General features: G+C 45.9%; 16 protein-coding genes. 3 read left to right on the plus strand and 13 right to left on the minus strand.

Annotated features, from left to right (window positions below):
• The first annotated feature begins 218 nt into the window (after positions 1–218).
• Positions 219–1,130: an EamA family transporter RarD gene (rarD, locus tag IW644_RS10740; RefSeq protein WP_269917595.1), complete on the plus strand. Its 912-nt coding sequence runs from the start codon at positions 219–221 to the stop codon at positions 1,128–1,130.
• Here rarD and IW644_RS10745 read toward each other — a convergent pair.
• Both IW644_RS10745 and uvrD read right to left on the minus strand, forming a co-directional pair.
• A complete protein-coding gene (locus tag IW644_RS10745) occupies positions 1,119–2,396 on the minus strand; it encodes a GGDEF domain-containing response regulator (protein WP_269917596.1) in 1,278 nt (425 codons plus the stop codon). The two genes, rarD and IW644_RS10745, sit on opposite strands and share 12 nt — an antisense overlap.
• A gap of 42 nt (positions 2,397–2,438) precedes the next feature.
• Complete coding sequence (gene uvrD / locus IW644_RS10750; RefSeq protein ID WP_269917597.1) at positions 2,439–4,610, minus strand: DNA helicase II; 2,172 nt, start codon at positions 4,608–4,610, stop codon at positions 2,439–2,441.
• A gap of 510 nt (positions 4,611–5,120) precedes the next feature.
• On the opposite strand from uvrD, the gene cysE reads away from it, so the two are divergent.
• Complete coding sequence (gene cysE, locus IW644_RS10755; protein WP_179982004.1) at positions 5,121–5,918, plus strand: serine O-acetyltransferase; 798 nt, start codon at positions 5,121–5,123, stop codon at positions 5,916–5,918.
• 98 nt (positions 5,919–6,016) lie between these two features.
• Here cysE and IW644_RS10760 read toward each other — a convergent pair whose 3' ends face one another.
• The 8 genes from IW644_RS10760 to IW644_RS10795 are packed head-to-tail and all read right to left on the minus strand — an operon-like array spanning position 6,017 to position 12,342.
• The gene (locus tag IW644_RS10760) at positions 6,017–6,757 is read right to left on the minus strand and encodes an HAD-IA family hydrolase (RefSeq protein WP_269917598.1); all 741 of its coding nucleotides are present in this window, start codon (positions 6,755–6,757) and stop codon (positions 6,017–6,019) included.
• 20 nt (positions 6,758–6,777) lie between these two features.
• On the minus strand, positions 6,778–7,698 hold the full coding sequence (gene xerC, locus IW644_RS10765) for a tyrosine recombinase XerC (protein ID WP_269917599.1): 921 nt from the start codon (positions 7,696–7,698) through the stop codon (positions 6,778–6,780).
• Between the two features lie 5 nt (positions 7,699–7,703).
• The gene (locus IW644_RS10770; protein ID WP_269917600.1) at positions 7,704–8,399 is read right to left on the minus strand and encodes a DUF484 family protein; all 696 of its coding nucleotides are present in this window, start codon (positions 8,397–8,399) and stop codon (positions 7,704–7,706) included.
• Positions 8,396–9,226: a diaminopimelate epimerase gene (gene dapF / locus IW644_RS10775; RefSeq protein WP_179982008.1), complete on the minus strand. Its 831-nt coding sequence runs from the start codon at positions 9,224–9,226 to the stop codon at positions 8,396–8,398. The genes IW644_RS10770 and dapF overlap by 4 nt, the downstream gene beginning before the upstream one ends.
• A 35-nt stretch (positions 9,227–9,261) precedes the next feature.
• Positions 9,262–10,512, minus strand: a complete 1,251-nt coding sequence (lysA, locus tag IW644_RS10780) for a diaminopimelate decarboxylase (RefSeq protein ID WP_269917601.1) — start codon at positions 10,510–10,512, stop codon at positions 9,262–9,264.
• Positions 10,512–10,709: an LPS translocon maturation chaperone LptM gene (gene lptM / locus IW644_RS10785; protein ID WP_232091082.1), complete on the minus strand. Its 198-nt coding sequence runs from the start codon at positions 10,707–10,709 to the stop codon at positions 10,512–10,514. The genes lysA and lptM overlap by 1 nt, the downstream gene beginning before the upstream one ends.
• 51 nt (positions 10,710–10,760) lie before the next feature.
• On the minus strand, positions 10,761–11,828 hold the full coding sequence (locus IW644_RS10790; protein WP_269917602.1) for an MJ1255/VC2487 family glycosyltransferase: 1,068 nt from the start codon (positions 11,826–11,828) through the stop codon (positions 10,761–10,763).
• 1 nt (position 11,829) lies between these two features.
• On the minus strand, positions 11,830–12,342 hold the full coding sequence (locus tag IW644_RS10795) for a phosphatase PAP2 family protein (protein ID WP_269917603.1): 513 nt from the start codon (positions 12,340–12,342) through the stop codon (positions 11,830–11,832).
• 368 nt (positions 12,343–12,710) lie between these two features.
• On the opposite strand from IW644_RS10795, the gene rraA reads away from it, so the two are divergent.
• A complete protein-coding gene (gene rraA / locus IW644_RS10800) occupies positions 12,711–13,196 on the plus strand; it encodes a ribonuclease E activity regulator RraA (RefSeq protein WP_179982013.1) in 486 nt (161 codons plus the stop codon).
• A gap of 164 nt (positions 13,197–13,360) precedes the next feature.
• On the opposite strand, the gene IW644_RS10805 is transcribed toward rraA, so the two are convergent.
• The 3 genes from IW644_RS10805 to mpl form a co-directional block, all read right to left on the minus strand.
• Complete coding sequence (locus tag IW644_RS10805; RefSeq protein ID WP_269917604.1) at positions 13,361–14,170, minus strand: S1/P1 nuclease; 810 nt, start codon at positions 14,168–14,170, stop codon at positions 13,361–13,363.
• A 2-nt stretch (positions 14,171–14,172) separates the two neighbouring features.
• Entirely contained in the window at positions 14,173–14,805 is a 633-nt protein-coding gene (locus IW644_RS10810) for a flavin prenyltransferase UbiX (RefSeq protein WP_014975357.1), read from the minus strand.
• A gap of 65 nt (positions 14,806–14,870) precedes the next feature.
• A complete protein-coding gene (gene mpl, locus IW644_RS10815; protein WP_269917605.1) occupies positions 14,871–16,229 on the minus strand; it encodes a UDP-N-acetylmuramate:L-alanyl-gamma-D-glutamyl-meso-diaminopimelate ligase in 1,359 nt (452 codons plus the stop codon).
• Positions 16,230–16,308: the final 79 nt, after the last annotated feature.

The raw sequence follows: 16,308 nt of genomic DNA on the forward strand, positions 1-16,308 counted from the left end.
GTTTACAGAAGTATACTTAAATATTGCATAAAGGCCGCATGCTTATGGGCCACAGCTTATAAGCAAGAGGTGGCTTATCACATTCAGTGTGGTCTTTATGCTAAACATTTCGCGCAGTTTACACCCTTTGCCGCATTGGAAACCACTAAGGCTTGTGTATTCATCTAGCCTGATAAACAATACGCGCCTTCTTACCCTGAATCTCGTTGGAGCCAGCCGTGTCCAAGCAAGCCAGTGCCGCCCAAGTCGGCGTTATTTGCGCGATTGCCGCATACAGTATGTGGGGTGTTGCACCTGTTTATTTCAAACAGTTAATGGTATTACCCGCCGCTGAAATACTCATGCACAGAGTAATTTGGTCTGTTGTGCTTTTAGTTGGGCTTATCGCTGCACTAAAACAATGGCCAAAAGTGGGGGCAGCGCTTCGTAACAAGCGGGTTATGCAGATTTTGTTCGTAGCTGGTCTGCTGCTAGGAGCAAACTGGCTTTTGTTCATCTGGGCGATTAATAACGACCATATTCTTGATGCAAGCTTGGGCTATTACATTAACCCTCTCATCAACGTTTTCTTAGGTCGGCTATTCTTGGGCGAGAAATTGCGCAATTTGCAGCGCGTAGCGGTTGGGCTTGCTGTTATTGGTGTGGCGATTCTTGTTTTCTCTTACGGCCACGTGCCTTGGATTGCCTTAGTGCTTGCTGGAAGCTTCAGCGTGTATGGCTTGTTACGTAAGCAGGTAGCGGTAGACTCGCTACCGGGTCTTTTCATTGAAACCTTAATGTTGTCGCCACTAGCTATTGGCTACTGGGTATTCTTTGGTTCTGAATACAGCAACTTATTTAATAATGATGCCACCCTAAACGCCCTTATTTTAGCGGCAGGCATTGTTACTACAGCGCCGCTGCTTTGCTTTACCGCTGCTGCGCGACGCATTATGTATTCAACCTTAGGCTTTTTTCAGTACATAGGGCCAACGCTCATGTTCATATTAGCCGTCTATCTTTATGGCGAGCCTCTTGAAGAGTCGCGTTTGGTTACGTTCGGGTTTGTGTGGCTTGCACTAATTTTGTTTAGTGCCGACTCGTTGGTTAATTACCGCAGCCAACGAAAAGCTCAAAAGTTAAAGCAATGACCCTTGCTCCTGGTGAGGTGCATCGGGCGGCTCGCACTTCACCTGGTTGCGCCCACTATTTTTGGCGGCGTACAGCTGCTTGTCGGCAAGGCTTAGTAGCTTATCTACACGCTGAGTGTGGGCGCCACTTGCTCCAATGCTGCAAGTAACTTTTATATCGGTTTTGGGAAGCTGGATAACTTCAGCTTCTACTACTTTTCTGAAATCTTCCAAGCGTTCGCAGGCTTCATCAAGAGGCGTTGAAGGCATGTAAATACAAAATTCTTCACCACCAAAGCGTGAAATAATTTCATCCGGGAAATAAAACTCAATAAGTGCTGCCATGGCCTTTAGCACTATGTCACCGGCGTCATGGCCATGGGTATCGTTAATTGACTTAAAGAAGTCTAGGTCGATAAGTGCCAAGGCATGATCGTCAGATAAATTTTGATGCTGTACCGTGACCATGTAAAAGAAGTGGCGTCTGTTGGGTAGACCGGTTAAATAATCCGTATTCGCTACGCGGCGTATTTCTTCAACACTTTCGATATATTCCACGTTTTGCATTACGCGACACAAAAACTCTTCATGGCAGTAAGGTACGCGTAAGAAGTCATTAGCGCCGCTTTTGATAAAGTGCGCAGACATTAACATGCCTTTTCCTCCAGCAATGCCCATTATGGCTAGCTGTTCTTTAGAGAACGCTTTTCTCAAGCTTGCCACAAAATGAGTGCCCGTCATGTCGGGTAGCGTGTTATCGGTAATAACAAGACGCACATTTTTATGCTCAGAGAGGCATTGCATTGCGTCGGTAGCTGTTAAACATTCGAAGGCAATAAAGTTATGTCGCTGAAGCAATGAAACCGTTTTTGAGCGCAAAACACGATTGGTGCTTACCACCACAACGCCGGTAGATTTGTTTTTTTCAAGGCGGCTTATTAGCCGGTTTAGGTAGTCGTAGTTTTGTGAATTTTCTTTGGGAATGTAATCGACAACATCCCGCTCAAGCACTTTGTCGCGAATAGCATTGTCTAGGTTTTCTGTTGTTGCAATGGTAGGAATGAAGGATTCAACGGCAAAGTCGATGGCTTCACCTTTTGGCGCATCGGGTAATGAGTAAGCAACAATGGCGCACAAAAAACTTTCAGGAATTTCTTGTGCAAAGCGTGCCTTTCCTTCGGTGAGCGAGGTTGCGCCCACGGGCGTAAGGCTCGAACGGCGTACTAATTTCGCGATAAGTTCAAGGTTGCCTTCACCATTTTCGATGATCAGCACGTGTTGCTGCATACATTCCAACTTAGAGTTAGGCTACCTTGCCAATTAATAACGTTACGCTTTCTCCAGCTTTGCGTAAGCAAGTACCAGCCATTTGCTGCCAAACTCATCGAAGTTTACTTGAACTCGGCCATGCTCACCACTACCTTCGTAGTTAAGCACAATGCCTTCCCCGAATTTACGATGCACTACGCGCTCACCTAAACTAAAGCCTGTTTCTTCAAAACTGGCGTGCGAGGTTGCTTGGCTAAAGCGGTTATGTACAGGTCGCGAGATGGTGGATTTAAGCCTGACTTCTTCCACACAATCTGCTGGCATCTCGCGAATAAAGCGCGAAGCCGTATGATACTTATCTTGACCATATAATCGACGACTTTCTGCGTAAGTGATATACAACTTTTGCATAGCGCGAGTCATACCAACATAGCAAAGTCTGCGTTCTTCTTCCATTCGACCGGGTTCGTCGTTGGTCATCTGGCTAGGGAACATTCCTTCTTCCACGCCAGCTAAGAACACCAACGGAAATTCAAGGCCTTTTGCAGTGTGGATAGTCATCATCTGCACCGCATCTTGGTCTTTGTCCGCCTGAGTTTCGCCTGCTTCCAGGGAAGCGTGGGCCAAAAACGCGGCCAGAGGCGACATTTCTTCCGCTTCTTCAGGGACGATAAAGGTTTTACAAGCACTGACCAGTTCTTCTAAGTTTTCCAGTCGTGCTTGGGCCTTTTCACCACGCTCAGCCTGGTACATGGCGTAAAGACCAGACTGGCGAATAGCTTTATCGGCTTGTTGGTCAAGCGGCTCGTCTAATGTGGCTTGTTCAAGCTCTGTAATTAGTAATACAAAGCTTTGCATAGCGTTTAACGCACGGCCTTTAAAGCCACCTTCGTTTATAAGCAGCTGGCTGGCTTGCCACATAGAACAGTTATGCATACGTGCAGTGTCGCGTACTTGCGAAAGGGTTTTCTCGCCAATACCGCGGCTTGGGGTGTTTACCACACGTTCAAAAGCCGCGTCATCGTGGGGGTGGCTCACCATGCGCATATAGCCAAGGGCATCTTTAATTTCTTGGCGTTCGAAGAAGCGCAAACCGCCGTAAATGCGATAGGCTAACCCTTCGTGTAATAAAGCTTCTTCCAATACACGGGACTGGGCGTTGTTTCTGTAAAGAATCGCGGTATCACTAAGGGCGTTGCCTTGATTTAGCCAGTCTTTAATTTTTGAAACAATGAAGCGGGCTTCGTCGAGTTCGTTAAAACCGGCATAGACAGAGATAAGCTCACCCTGCGCGTCTTCTGTCCACAGTTCTTTCCCTAAACGGCCTGTATTATTGTCGATAACCGTATTCGCTGCTTTCAGAATGTTCCCGGTAGAACGGTAATTCTGCTCAAGACGAATAGTGGTAGGCTCATTAAAGTCTTTTAGAAAATGCTGAATATTATCTACGTTTGCACCGCGCCAGCCGTAAATAGACTGATCGTCGTCGCCAACAATCATAATGTTGTTATTGTCGCCGCTACACAGCATACGAAGCCATGCATATTGGATGTTGTTGGTATCTTGGAACTCGTCAACTAACACAGCACGGAAACGGCGCTGATAGTGAGACAACACTTCAGGGTTCTTTGCCCATAGCTCATGAGCACGTAGCAATAGCTCGGCAAAATCAACTAAGCCTGAACGGTCGCAGGCGTCTTGATATGCAGCGTAGACTTCCCGCATGGTCTTTTGGATATGATCGCCATGGGTCTCGATATGCTGAGGACGCAGGCCTTCGTCTTTATTACCGTTTATGTACCACTGGATTTGACGAGGGGCCCAATGCTTTTCATCTAAATTCATGGCTTTTAGAATGCGGCGAATCAAACGGTACTGATCGTCAGAATCGATAATCTGAAAGTTTTCAGGCAAGTTAGCTTCAGCGTGGTGTGCGCGTAATAGGCGATGTGCAAGCCCGTGGAAGGTACCAATCCACATATTGTGTAGGCTGCGACCCATTAATGATTCAATACGGCCACGCATTTCTTTCGCTGCCTTATTGGTAAAGGTAACCGCGAGAATAGAAAAAGGTGCGATGTTTTCGACTTCCATCAACCACGCAATGCGATGCACTAATACACGGGTTTTACCACTACCTGCGCCAGCTAATACTAGAGCATTAGACAATGGGGCTGCTACTGCTTCACGCTGTTTGTCGTTAAGCTCGTCTAGCAGTCGAGATACATCCATAGTTGGCACCTGTAAGTTGATATTGTTACACATTCAGCAGCACGCTATTATGCCATCAGCCTGTTAATTTATACAGTCCAGTTTTTTACCGTTTTCGTTAAGTAAAAGCGCGGTTATTTGGGTATTTAAGATGTGCAGTTATACGGGGCTTTTAATGAAAGAAATAGGTGTTTTAACCGTTCTAATTAAATTGTTACAGTGCTTAATGTTGCCAAAGGCAGGCCCAAAGGTTCACAAATGAAAGATACAGTTATTAGCTATAACGAATTAATACGATAAATTGATCGAATTATGCGCTTGGCAGGTATCACATCGGTATTGCTACATGCCAAACTCGGGTAAACTTTCTGCTCTTTTACTTTGGCAACCTCTGCACTTTCATACAAGGCGAGAGTTAGTCAAAAAGTTAAGCCATTTTAGGCAAGCTGAAAAAGCACACGGCCCCAATTTTTTAACGACGTACATTGGCACACAACCAGCTCACTAACAGCACATTAACGGGATATGCTCATGACCGCACTCTCTACGCCCATCGATTTCTGGTCGACGCTCAAACAAGAAGCGCAAATTGTTGCTGAAAACGAACCTTTGCTATCTAGCTATGTGCACGCCAGTGTTCTTGCGCACCATAATTTCGAGTCGTCGCTAAGCTTCATTTTGTCAAACAAAATGGCAGATGACGTGATGCCTGCGCTTGCTATACGAGAGGTGTTCGACGAAGCCTACTTGTTAGAGCCAGGTATTAGCGAGGCAGCCATTGCCGATATTATGGCGATTAATGCGCGGGATGCCGCAGTGAACGATTACCTTACTCCTTTGCTGCACTTCAAAGGTTTCCATGCCGTGCAGGTACACCGAATGGCGCACTACCTTTGGCTTCACGGGCGCCACCAGTTAGCTTTATTCTTGCAAAGCCGTAACTCATCAAGCTTTGGTGTAGATATTCACCCAGCAGCGCGAATTGGTAAGGGTGTTATGTTCGATCACGCTACCGGTATTGTGGTGGGTGAGACTGCGGTAGTAGAAGATAACGTGTCTATTTTGCAGAGCGTTACGTTAGGTGGTACGGGTAATGAGTCGGGCGACCGTCACCCCAAAATTCGCCAAGGCGTGTTAATTGGCGCAGGCGCTAAGATTTTAGGAAATATCGAAATCGGCGAAGGCTCGAAAGTCGGCGCTGGCAGCGTTGTACTTAACAGTGTTCCAGCACACGTTACCGTGGTGGGCGTTCCAGCCAAAGTGGTTGGGAGACCGGTTTGTCAAAGCCCCTGCGAATCCATGCGCCAAAATGTACTAGAAGACAACTAAGATATGGGGTCAGAGTACATTTCCCGTTTTATGCTTCGTAAAAGTTTAAAGTACTCTGACCCCACATTTAAGCTATTAAAGTACTCTGACCCCTTTATTCATAGGAAGTGGGTTAACTCGTTGAGATTGTCTAGTGCTACGTGAGGCAGTACGCTCACAGGTTCGTTGGCTAAATTCATGGGTCTGTTACAGGCAAACCATGCGGCTTGATAGCCAGCGTTAACCGCTCCTTGTACATCCTTGATAATATTGTCGCCAACATGAAGAATGTGTTTCGGTGCAATGTGTAATAGTGCTGCCGCTTCATCAAACATATCGCGGGCTGGTTTCATGGGGCGTGATGTGCTGGCGTGAAAAATGGTTTCAAAATAACCATCAATACCTACCTTTTGAGCGTTTACGTTGCCGTTAGTAATACCAACAAGCGGCAGCTTACTGCTTACAGCCTTTAACGCTTCGTGCACATCGTCAGCAAGCTCAAAGTTACTTCTTGCATCGTAAAAACAGTTGAAGCAGGCCTCTACTGCATCACTAAGTTCACCACTGTTGGTCAGGTCTGTTACTAACTTTTCAGGAGACGTATTAGACAGTGCGGCGGTAAGCACTACACGCCTAAGCTGACCCATGTCAGAGGCTAAGCGCAGATCTTTTTTTATTGCAGCTTGCTTAAGTGCTAGCCAGTCGTTAGCCGACAACGCAGCGGCTGACTTATGATGCTTAGCAATATGCGCTTGAAGCGCTTCTTCGGCCCTTCGAATAATAGGTTCGTTATTGTAAAGGGTGTCGTCAAGGTCGAAGGTCATGGCCTCGATTTTGTTAATAGACCTGAAAAACTGCATGGTGAAACCTTAGGTTAGCTTTATTTCTTGTGCGCCCGTGGATGAGCGGCATCATATACATTAGCGAGATGCTGGAAGTCGAGGTGAGTATAAACTTGTGTCGTCGATAAGTTAGCGTGACCTAACAGCTCTTGAACCGCACGCAAATCGCCACTTGATTCTAATACGTGAGTAGCAAAAGAATGGCGCAGTTTGTGGGGGCTTACTTTTTGCGATAGCGACTGTTCTTTCGCCATTTTATCTAAACGATTTGCGACCTGCCTGTTCGATATACGGGTTTTACGCTTACTGACAAATACAGCACTTTCGTACGGCGATGCGTAGGCAGGGCGTACTTTTAACCATGCGTTTAGCGCTTTTTGCGCGTGCCGCCCTAATGGCAGTATACGTTGTTTACTTCCTTTACCCATGACCTTTACCGTACCGTCTTTTAAACAGTCGGCTAAATTAAGCCCGGTAAGTTCGCTTAAGCGCAGGCCGCAACCATAAAGCAGCTCAAACATGGCTACATCTCTTAACTGCATGCCTTCATCATCGTCACTGCTTCGAGGTGAGGCATTGAGTAACTGCTGCATCTCATCCACGCTCAGTTGCTTAGGTAACGGCTTTCCTTGTTTCGGGGCTTGAATGCCCTCAACAGGGTTGCTGAATAGCTGCTGATGGTCGATAAGGTATTGGCAGAATGTTCTTAGTGCCGATAGTCTAAGCGCAATACTACGCGGGCTATGCCCAGACATTTTGGCATCAGCCATAACGCGTTTAATATCGCTTGGCGTGAGCCCAGACCATTCGTAAAGCCCAAGTAGCTTTGCCACTTCGGTTAGCTGGCGCTGATAATTTTTGATGGTGTGTAGGGATAAACCGCGCTCTACCTGCAAATGAAGTAGAAATTTATCGAGCCATTGCTGACACTGTTCGCTGATTAAGGCGTCCGTAGACACAGCACCTAATATCCCATCATTTCAGGCAAGATAATATTTAGGACTTGCTGAAGCTGTTGTAGCAAAAGTGTATCCATATCTGGCGTAAAATGACTGGCATCGCTGCTGCTAATACCCAAAATACCTAATTCGCGGTTATCACCAAGCAGCATTAGTGCTACAGACTCTGCAGGGCTTTCGCCGAAAAGAAGTTGACGTTCGTGCTGTGACAAACGACCAAAGAAGAAGTTGGTATTTTTAAAGCGCTTCTCCGTGAACAGGCGTTGTTGTAGTTCAGGAATAGCGTGAGGGCCTTTAAAGCTTTTTATCACCGCAGAGGACAACTGCAAACGCTCTTGTAGTACATCTTCTAAGGTAAACTGTACTTCTGCTACGCTTTCACAGCGCAGTAGCTGTACGTTTAAATCGGTATAAACGCGATAAATTTTCTCGTTTTGCTTCGCGATAGTGACAAGCTGATTTAACTTGTAATTAAGCTGTCTGACTTTTTGTCTTAGCTGATCACTTTGAATTTCAACAAGTGAAACACTGCCTTTGTGCTCGTGAGGAAGCTTAATTTTTTCGAGAAGGTCGGCATGTTCGGCAAAGAACTCAGGGTTTTGTAATAAGAACGCGCGCACATCAGCACTCGACAATTCCGTTGTGTCGTTAAATGGCTCAATTAATTGCGTGGCGTTAGATTGCCCTGATACTTCGCTCATAAATTTATATGTCCGTCATATACGTGTTCGGCAGGCCCTGTCATCTTTAACACGTTATCTGGGCCAGGCCAGCGTATACGTAAGCTGCCTCCGGGCAAGTCTACCCGTACGTCTTTACTTAATTTACCCTGTATTTGACCAATTGCAACTGCTGCACATGCACCGCTGCCGCAGGCCAAAGTTTCGCCCGAACCACGCTCAAATACGCGAAGTTTGATATGCGACTCGTTAATTATCTGCATAAAGCCCACGTTTACGCCTTCTGGAAAGCGTTCGTGTTTTTCAACAAGCGGGCCAATTTCGGCGACATTGGCCGTATTCACATCGTCTACTTCCATAACGCAATGAGGGTTGCCCATTGACGCCGAGCCAATAAACAAGGTGCGTTCGCCCACACGCAAAATATACGTGTTCTCTTGCTTGTTGGCCGTAAGCGGAATGTTCGCAGGTTCAAACTCAGGTTTGCCCATATTCACGGTAACCTGACCATCTTTTTCTAGGTAAAGCACCATTTTTCCTGCTTTGGTGCTTACCACTATCTTGTTGCGGTTAATAAGGCCTTTTTGCTTAACAAAGCGAGCAAAACAACGAGCGCCATTGCCGCATTGTTCTACTTCCGAGCCGTCTGCATTGAAGATGCGATAGTGGAAATCTTGTTCAGGGTCATATGGCGGTTCTACCATCAACAGCTGGTCGAAGCCAATACCGAAGTTTCGGTTAGCTAATTGCTGAATTTTTTCTTTAGAGAAAAAGACGTTTTGAGTAACGTTATCAATAACCATGAAATCGTTACCCAAGCCGTGCATTTTAGAAAATTGAACCTGCATTAAACGCGCATCTATCTTGTTAGTTTGTCTCTAGTTTACGGAAGTTTATACTCACCTTGCCAGAGATCTTTTTGTTTTTCTCGTTCGCGAACCACAATTGCGTTGTCGCCGTCTACCATAATTTCCGCTGGACGACAGCGGCTATTGTAGTTTGAGGCCATTACAAAACCATAGGCGCCAGCACTTCGAACCGCAAGTAAGTCGGTTGGTTCGATAGCTAACTCTCGATCTTTTCCTATAAAGTCACCGGTTTCGCAGACAGGTCCTACAACATCATAAGTGCGAGGTGTGGCCGTGCTTCCTTCTTTCACAGGAATAATATTTTGCCATGCAGAGTAGAGCGCTGGGCGCAATAAATCGTTCATAGCGGCATCGACAATGGCGAAGCTCTTCTCTTCACCTTCTTTGATAAATTCAACTTCGGTGACCAGGATACCGGCGTTGGCCGCAATAGCTCGGCCAGGTTCAAGGATAAGCTTAAGGTTTTCACGACCTACCATTTTTTCAGCCATGGCTTGTGCGTAGGCTTTTGGATGAGGCGGTTGCTCGTCGTTATAAGTTACGCCAAGACCACCACCTACATCTAAGTGCTCAATAATAATGTTGCGCTCGGCCAATTCATCAATGAGCAGAAGTAAGCGCTCTAATGCATCAACAAAAGGTCCAATTTCGGTAAGCTGTGAGCCTATGTGACAGTCCATGCCAACCACATTTAAATGAGGTAGCGATGCAGCTAATTCATAAGTAGCAAGTGCGCGTTCACGTGCAATACCAAATTTGTTGGCCTTCAATCCCGTAGAGATATAAGGGTGAGTTTTAGCATCCACATCAGGGTTTATGCGAAGCGAAATAGGGGCTTGTACGCCCATTTCACCAGCCACTTGGTTGATGCGATGAAGTTCTGGCTCTGACTCTACGTTAAAGCACATAATGCCTTGTTCTAGTGCATAGCGGATCTCGTCGTGTTTTTTGCCTACGCCTGAAAATACCACTTTGCTTGCGTCACCACCGGCTTCAATTACACGGGCCAGTTCACCCGCAGAAACGATATCAAAGCCTGATCCTAACTTCGCTAAAACACTCAACACACCAATGTTTGAGTTAGCCTTTACTGCATAACATACAAGGTGAGGGTGCTCACCGATAGCATCATTAAATGCGTGCCAATGGCGCTCTAACGTAGCGCGTGAATAAATATAAACCGGCGTTCCGTGCTGGGCTGCAATATCAGAAACAGCCACTTGTTCAGCGTGCAGCTGACCTTGGCTGTAGGCGAAAAAATCCACTAGTTCAGCTCTCCAGAAGTAGTTGCGGGGGATGGGGTATTGGCGCTAGACGAAGCATCGACTTCTGCATTTTCAGAAGACGTTGGTTCAGTAGAGGTGTTTTGTGCAGGCGCGTCAGGAATATAAAGCGCCCCTTTATAACCACAGCCACATAATGCTGTGAGTGTTAGCAAGAAAACAACTGACTTTTTAAGCACGAAAAATCCCGCAAAGAATACGACAAATGCCGCTATCATCGCATTGCGGTGTTAAATTGCAAGAGCCAATAAACGTTCTTGTGTTTTATCGCCGTATTGAACGTTTTTCCAAAGCGTATCGCAGAGGCTTTTGGTATCAGAAAAGTCTTTATTTTTAAGCCAGTCAATAAGGATGTTCGGGTTATCTGGAAAGGCAATGGCTTCATTTTCAGGCGCCTCGAGCCATTCTTCCACAATATCGGTATCAAGCTGAAACAGAGTCTGGCATAAATCCAACTTGTTAAGGGTTAACACATTGGATAGCTGCTCAAACTGCCCATGTAACGGTTTAATCAACAGCTTTTTGCCCAGCTGGAGTGCTTCGCTCGATAGCTCAAAGCCGCCATTGGCAATCACGCCACTTGCATGCTGCAGCGCTTTTTGAAAGTGCTTTTTAGAGGTTGGGTGCCAGTGGATGTGACCCATTTCTTTCGCTTCGTCGATGTTTGGGTGGAAGCATTCGAATACTTGGTCGCTTAGCGGCTCGAGCATTTGTTGAATATCTTCGATATCTTCGAAAGGGAGGTAAACCAGTACGTGGCCATTACCGGAAGACACAACGGGTTTTTCTGAAACGAACGGCGGAATAATAGGCTGATTAAAATGATACCAGTGTACACCTAGTTGAAGTTCGGTAGGTGCAAATAGCTTCATTATCAAACTATCGAAAATAGTATTACCACTTTTAGGCACGTCGTACGTGAACGCCGCTTGGTGGCTGATAGAAATAGAAGGTAGCCCCTGTTTCTTTGCAGCCCAGGCCGTTACGGGTTCAAAGTCGTTAACCAACAAATCGTAACCGCTGGTATCGAATGCTTTTATATCTTTATTAAGCTGTCGAATGTTGGCATCTTTAACGGTAGACCATTTGTCTACGCGCCCGCTTTTCGTAATAAAGCTCAGCCCCTTGTATGTCCGGTATTCGCCAAACACTTCCATATCAAAATATTTTTCAGGGGCGCGACCAGTAAAAACAAAGTCAACGCTAACGTCGTCACGCTCAGCCAATGCCGTCGCCATAATTCTAGCTCGGGCAATATGTCCGTTACCGGTGCCTTGCACACCATACAATAATTTCATGCTACCCCAGAATTGAAATACTTAGTGTTGCAATAGTTACGCCTAGTAGAGAGCCTGCGACCACGTCAGAGGGATAATGTACACCTAGTAGCACGCGTGATAGTCCGATAAGCGCGGCCCAGCAGTAGGCCAGTAGAGTGAAAGGCGGGTAATAGTGCGCAACTATACATGCCATTAGTGTTGCAGCAGCGGTGTGGCCTGAGGGTAGGGAAAACTTATCAGAAGGCGTGACATGTGCTGTTAAATTCATTAGAAAATCGCAAGGGCGAGGGCGCTTGAACATTTTCTTAAGCAGCACATAGATGGGTAATTCCAGCGCATATGCCATCAGCGCTGTGTAAAGGAAAAGCTCACCGTGCTCTGGCTCAAATGCCCAAAGCAGCATACCGATAACAAAGTATAAGTAGCCGTCACCTGTTTTTGACAGCCAGACAATACTTCTGCAGTCTCTTTTTTGCGTCAGTTTGTAGAGGCGATAAAATAAGTCAGTGTCGTACTTGGTCAAGGATTTCATCAACATCGCCTTGTCCCCTATCGGTTAATTACTGCACAGGCTAAAGTGTGTCTGTGACCAGTGGGTGACGGAAAAAAGAAACTTTTTTGACATCTAACGCAATTTCTATTTTTTGCCAAGCACCCTTTGCACATACGGGGAAAGTGGTTATTAAACAAAGTTTATTAGCAGAATAATTTTAGCTAGATTCATGAAGCAAAATACGTGCTCAATTAAGGGACACCTGCGCTGAATCACTGCTTTTTTAACAAAACATAAAAATTTGATGAAACGCGCTAAATCAACCATTTGCATCATCAGAATAAATGCTATGCTAGGTCTAACGAGCATAGAGCTTCAACGCTTCTCAATTTTAGTAAGGCAAAATAATGGAATACAACACATCTGAATTATGCGACTTGTTTGCTGACAGCGTAGACGTAGTAGATCCGATTTTCGCAAGCTTTGGTGGCCGTTATTCTTTTGGTGGTGAGATTACCACCGTAAAATGCTTTGAAGACCGAGGTCTTATCGACCGTGTGCTTGCTCAGCCTGGTGCGGGTAAAGTACTACTGATAGATGGCGGGGGCTCAAGCCGTCGCGCGTTGTTTGATGCATCATCTGCTCAAGTCGCTATTGATAACGACTGGGAAGGGGTTGTGATTTACGGTAGCGTACGTGAAGTTGATAGTCTTGCTGAATTGGATATTGGCGTTTTGGCTGTTGCTGCAATTCCTGTAAATGCCGAGTGTGAAAGCATTGGCGAAGTTGACGTACCGGTTAACTTTGGCGGCGTTACGTTTTTACCTGAAGACCACCTATATGCAGATAGCACGGGCGTTATTCTTTCTCCTGAACCGCTAGATTTAGATTAAAGTTAAATAGTAACCAAAAGCTACCTGCTTTGAGAATATATTAAAAAACGGAGGCGTAAGGCCTCCGTTCGTTTTTTCATTATTTGCGGAGTTTCCGATAGCACCAATAAGACGAATTGATAAGCTCTGAAATAACTTCGAATTGAAGTCGGCGTTACTTAAAACTACTTGTTCGCTTCTTCAAACACCTGGTTTAAATACATAGCGATGCGAATACCAGCCATCTGCAAACGCTTTTTCGCTGTAGGCAGATGATTGTATAAGTAGTCGTAGCTCATGTTATTTGCGTCATCTGGATAAATGGTATCGCGTATAGCGGTACTTTCCTCAATCCATACCATAGGGTCGGTAGTAGCCCAGCTGCGAATGTCTTCTGAGGTAATGGTTTGTGTAAGCCATTCAGTCCATTCAGAATAGGACAAGTCCCGCTGATCTAGCATTTGTGAATCCCACACGCGGTGCAAGTTAGAGTCTTGCCAGAAAAAGCGTACTTTTACATCGTTTCCACCGCGGTCGGTGCCGTTTCCAGCGTGCAGTGGCTGATGCAAGTCGCCAATAATATGCACGATAAACTGAAGGGCTAAGCGCTTCTCTTCAATGGTGGATGTGTCGCTTTTTAAGGTTTCGGTAAATTGGTTTAACGCGGTAACTGCATCACCTTGCTTTGGTGCACCTACTTCTTCATAAGTTTTACCCTTAGGCACAGATACGTAGTGCCAAGGGCTAGCAGTTTTTTGCCAAAATTCGCTGGGGTTAGAACGCATTTCGTCAGCATGAGTAGAAGCTTCAGCCAATGAACCATGTGGTAGCAATTCCATAAGTGCCGCATGTGAAAGAGGACTTAAGTACTGCTGGGCAATAGCACCCGTTACTCTATGGCCTGTTTGTCCCCAGCCGAAGGCGGGTGATGCAATGCACAACGTAAATAGTGTGCTCAGCGCTACTGCGCAAATCCTGTTTGCAAACGTGAACATGATTAATCCTCTGAATGTTTTGAAGATTGATAGCCCCATCTTGCAACGAGTGACTGCTCAATACCCAGGTGGTCTAATATGCGCGCCACAACAAAATCCACCAAATCATCGATAGTTTTAGGATTGTGATAAAAGCCTGGCGCAGCGGGCATTATAGTAGCGCCCATTTGTGAAAGTTTAAGCATATTTTCTAAATGGATAGAAGAAAGAGGCATCTCCCGTGGCACTAAAATAAGTTGGCCACGTTCTTTTAGAACTACATCTGCTGCGCGCTCAATAAGGTTATCGCTAGCGCCGATACTAATGGCAGATAAGGTGCCTGTAGAGCACGGGCATACCACCATTTTTGCTGGGGCAGCCGAGCCTGAAGCCACTGGTGAAAACCATTCTTCTTTACCAAACACTTTTATTTGGTCAGGTTTAGCATTGCAGTGCTCGGTAAAAAACGCCGCGGCGTCTTCGGGGCGGCCCGGTATTTTTACGTTCTCTTCAGTGGCAAATACCACCTTGGCCGCTGAAGAGATAAGTACATACACTTGATAATCTGCATTAACCAGCGATTTCAGCAGCGTTAGGGCGTAAGGTGCGCCAGATGCACCTGTAATAGCAAGCGTGACTTGCTTGTCGTGTTTCATGGTTTAGCCTCTGTTGATAACAAGCCTTGCGGCTTGTCTATCGAATATAACGTTATTCTAATTTTTTACAGTTTGGACTTCATTTTTAAAGCGTCGAGAATACGGCCGTGAATGCCTTCGAAACCGCCGTTACTCATTACAAGAATATGATCGCCCGGTTGTGCTACGTTGCAAACGTCTTGAACGATCTTCTCTACATCTCTGAAACAGTGAGTAGGCGCATTGCTGTACGCTACTGAATCGACTAACGACCAGTCCATACCTTCAGGTTCATACAAATAAACTTCATCGGCTTTTTGCCACGAATTTGCCAGCGTATCTTTGTGTACACCCATTTTCATTGTGTTGGAACGCGGCTCTAGCACGGCAAGAATACGGGCATTACCTACTTTTTTGCGCAGCCCATCCAGTGTAGTTGCTATTGCGGTAGGGTGGTGTGCAAAGTCATCATAAAGCGTGATGCCGTTGACTTCGCCCTTGACTTCCATGCGGCGCTTAACATTTTTGAAAAATGAAAGCGCTGCTATTGCGTCAGACAATGTAACACCTGCATGGTGGGCTGCTGCTATTGCCATTAAAGCGTTGTCTACATTGTGTTGACCTACAAGTGACCAGGTTACGGTTCCCACGTTAACACCGTTATGTAGTACATTGAATCCACTGCCGTCTTTCTTCAACAGTTCAGCATGCCACTCTTTGCCCAGTGATTGGCGACAAGACCAGCAGCCTTTCTTTAACATATCTTCAATGGCAGGGGTGTTGTTTGGGGTAAGAATAAGCCCATTTTCTGGCACCATACGAACCAAATGGTGAAACTGGGTTTGTATAGCTGCAAGGTCGGCAAAAATATCGGCATGATCGAACTCAAGGTTGTTGATAACCAAAGTTTTCGGGCGATAGTGCACAAACTTAGAACGTTTATCGAAAAATGCGCTGTCGTATTCGTCGGCTTCTATGACAAAAAAGGGGCTTTCACCCACGCGGGCCGATACGCCAAAGTTCTCTGGAACGCCGCCAATCAAATAACCAGGGTTGAGACCTGCGTGTTCTAAAATCCACGCTACCATACTGCTGGTTGTCGTTTTACCGTGGGTACCAGATAGGCCAATTACCCAACGATCTTTGAGTAAGTTATCAAGTAGCCATTGCGGGCCGCTGGTATAAGGTAAATTGCGGTTTAGCACGTACTCTACCGCCGGATTGCCGCGCGACATGGCGTTACCAATCACTACCATATCTGGCGCTGGATCAAATTGGCTTTCGCAATAGCCTTCCGTAAGCTCGATGCCTAGTGCTTCAAGCTGAGTGCTCATGGGGGGATAAACGTTTTTATCTGAGCCTGTAACCTTGTGGCCTAGTGATTTAGCAATGGCGGCGATGCCACCCATAAAACTTCCACAAATGCCTAAAATATGTACATGCATAGCGCATTCTCGGTGAATTATCATGTTATTGGCGTACTGTATCAGAACCCAACGACCGATAGATAATTCAATTTTCATC

The organism is Alteromonas sp. PRIM-21 (assembly GCF_027563165.1).
In the GTDB taxonomy this organism is placed as follows: Bacteria; Pseudomonadota; Gammaproteobacteria; order Enterobacterales; family Alteromonadaceae; genus Alteromonas; species Alteromonas macleodii_A.

What these genes read in the sequence shown, in the direction of transcription:
- IW644_RS10745 (WP_269917596.1), bottom strand. Translation starts at nt 2,396, where the DNA reads ATGCAGCAACACGTGCTGATCATCGAAAATGGTGAAGGCAACCTTGAA.
- uvrD (WP_269917597.1), bottom strand. Translation starts at nt 4,610, where the DNA reads ATGGATGTATCTCGACTGCTAGACGAGCTTAACGACAAACAGCGTGAA.
- cysE (WP_179982004.1), top strand. Translation starts at nt 5,121, where the DNA reads ATGACCGCACTCTCTACGCCCATCGATTTCTGGTCGACGCTCAAACAA.
- IW644_RS10760 (WP_269917598.1), bottom strand. Translation starts at nt 6,757, where the DNA reads ATGCAGTTTTTCAGGTCTATTAACAAAATCGAGGCCATGACCTTCGAC.
- IW644_RS10770 (WP_269917600.1), bottom strand. Translation starts at nt 8,399, where the DNA reads ATGAGCGAAGTATCAGGGCAATCTAACGCCACGCAATTAATTGAGCCA.
- dapF (WP_179982008.1), bottom strand. Translation starts at nt 9,226, where the DNA reads ATGCAGGTTCAATTTTCTAAAATGCACGGCTTGGGTAACGATTTCATG.
- IW644_RS10790 (WP_269917602.1), bottom strand. Translation starts at nt 11,828, where the DNA reads ATGAAATTATTGTATGGTGTGCAAGGCACCGGTAACGGACATATTGCC.
- IW644_RS10795 (WP_269917603.1), bottom strand. Translation starts at nt 12,342, where the DNA reads ATGAAATCCTTGACCAAGTACGACACTGACTTATTTTATCGCCTCTAC.
- rraA (WP_179982013.1), top strand. Translation starts at nt 12,711, where the DNA reads ATGGAATACAACACATCTGAATTATGCGACTTGTTTGCTGACAGCGTA.
- IW644_RS10805 (WP_269917604.1), bottom strand. Translation starts at nt 14,170, where the DNA reads ATGTTCACGTTTGCAAACAGGATTTGCGCAGTAGCGCTGAGCACACTA.
- IW644_RS10810 (WP_014975357.1), bottom strand. Translation starts at nt 14,805, where the DNA reads ATGAAACACGACAAGCAAGTCACGCTTGCTATTACAGGTGCATCTGGC.
- mpl (WP_269917605.1), bottom strand. Translation starts at nt 16,229, where the DNA reads ATGCATGTACATATTTTAGGCATTTGTGGAAGTTTTATGGGTGGCATC.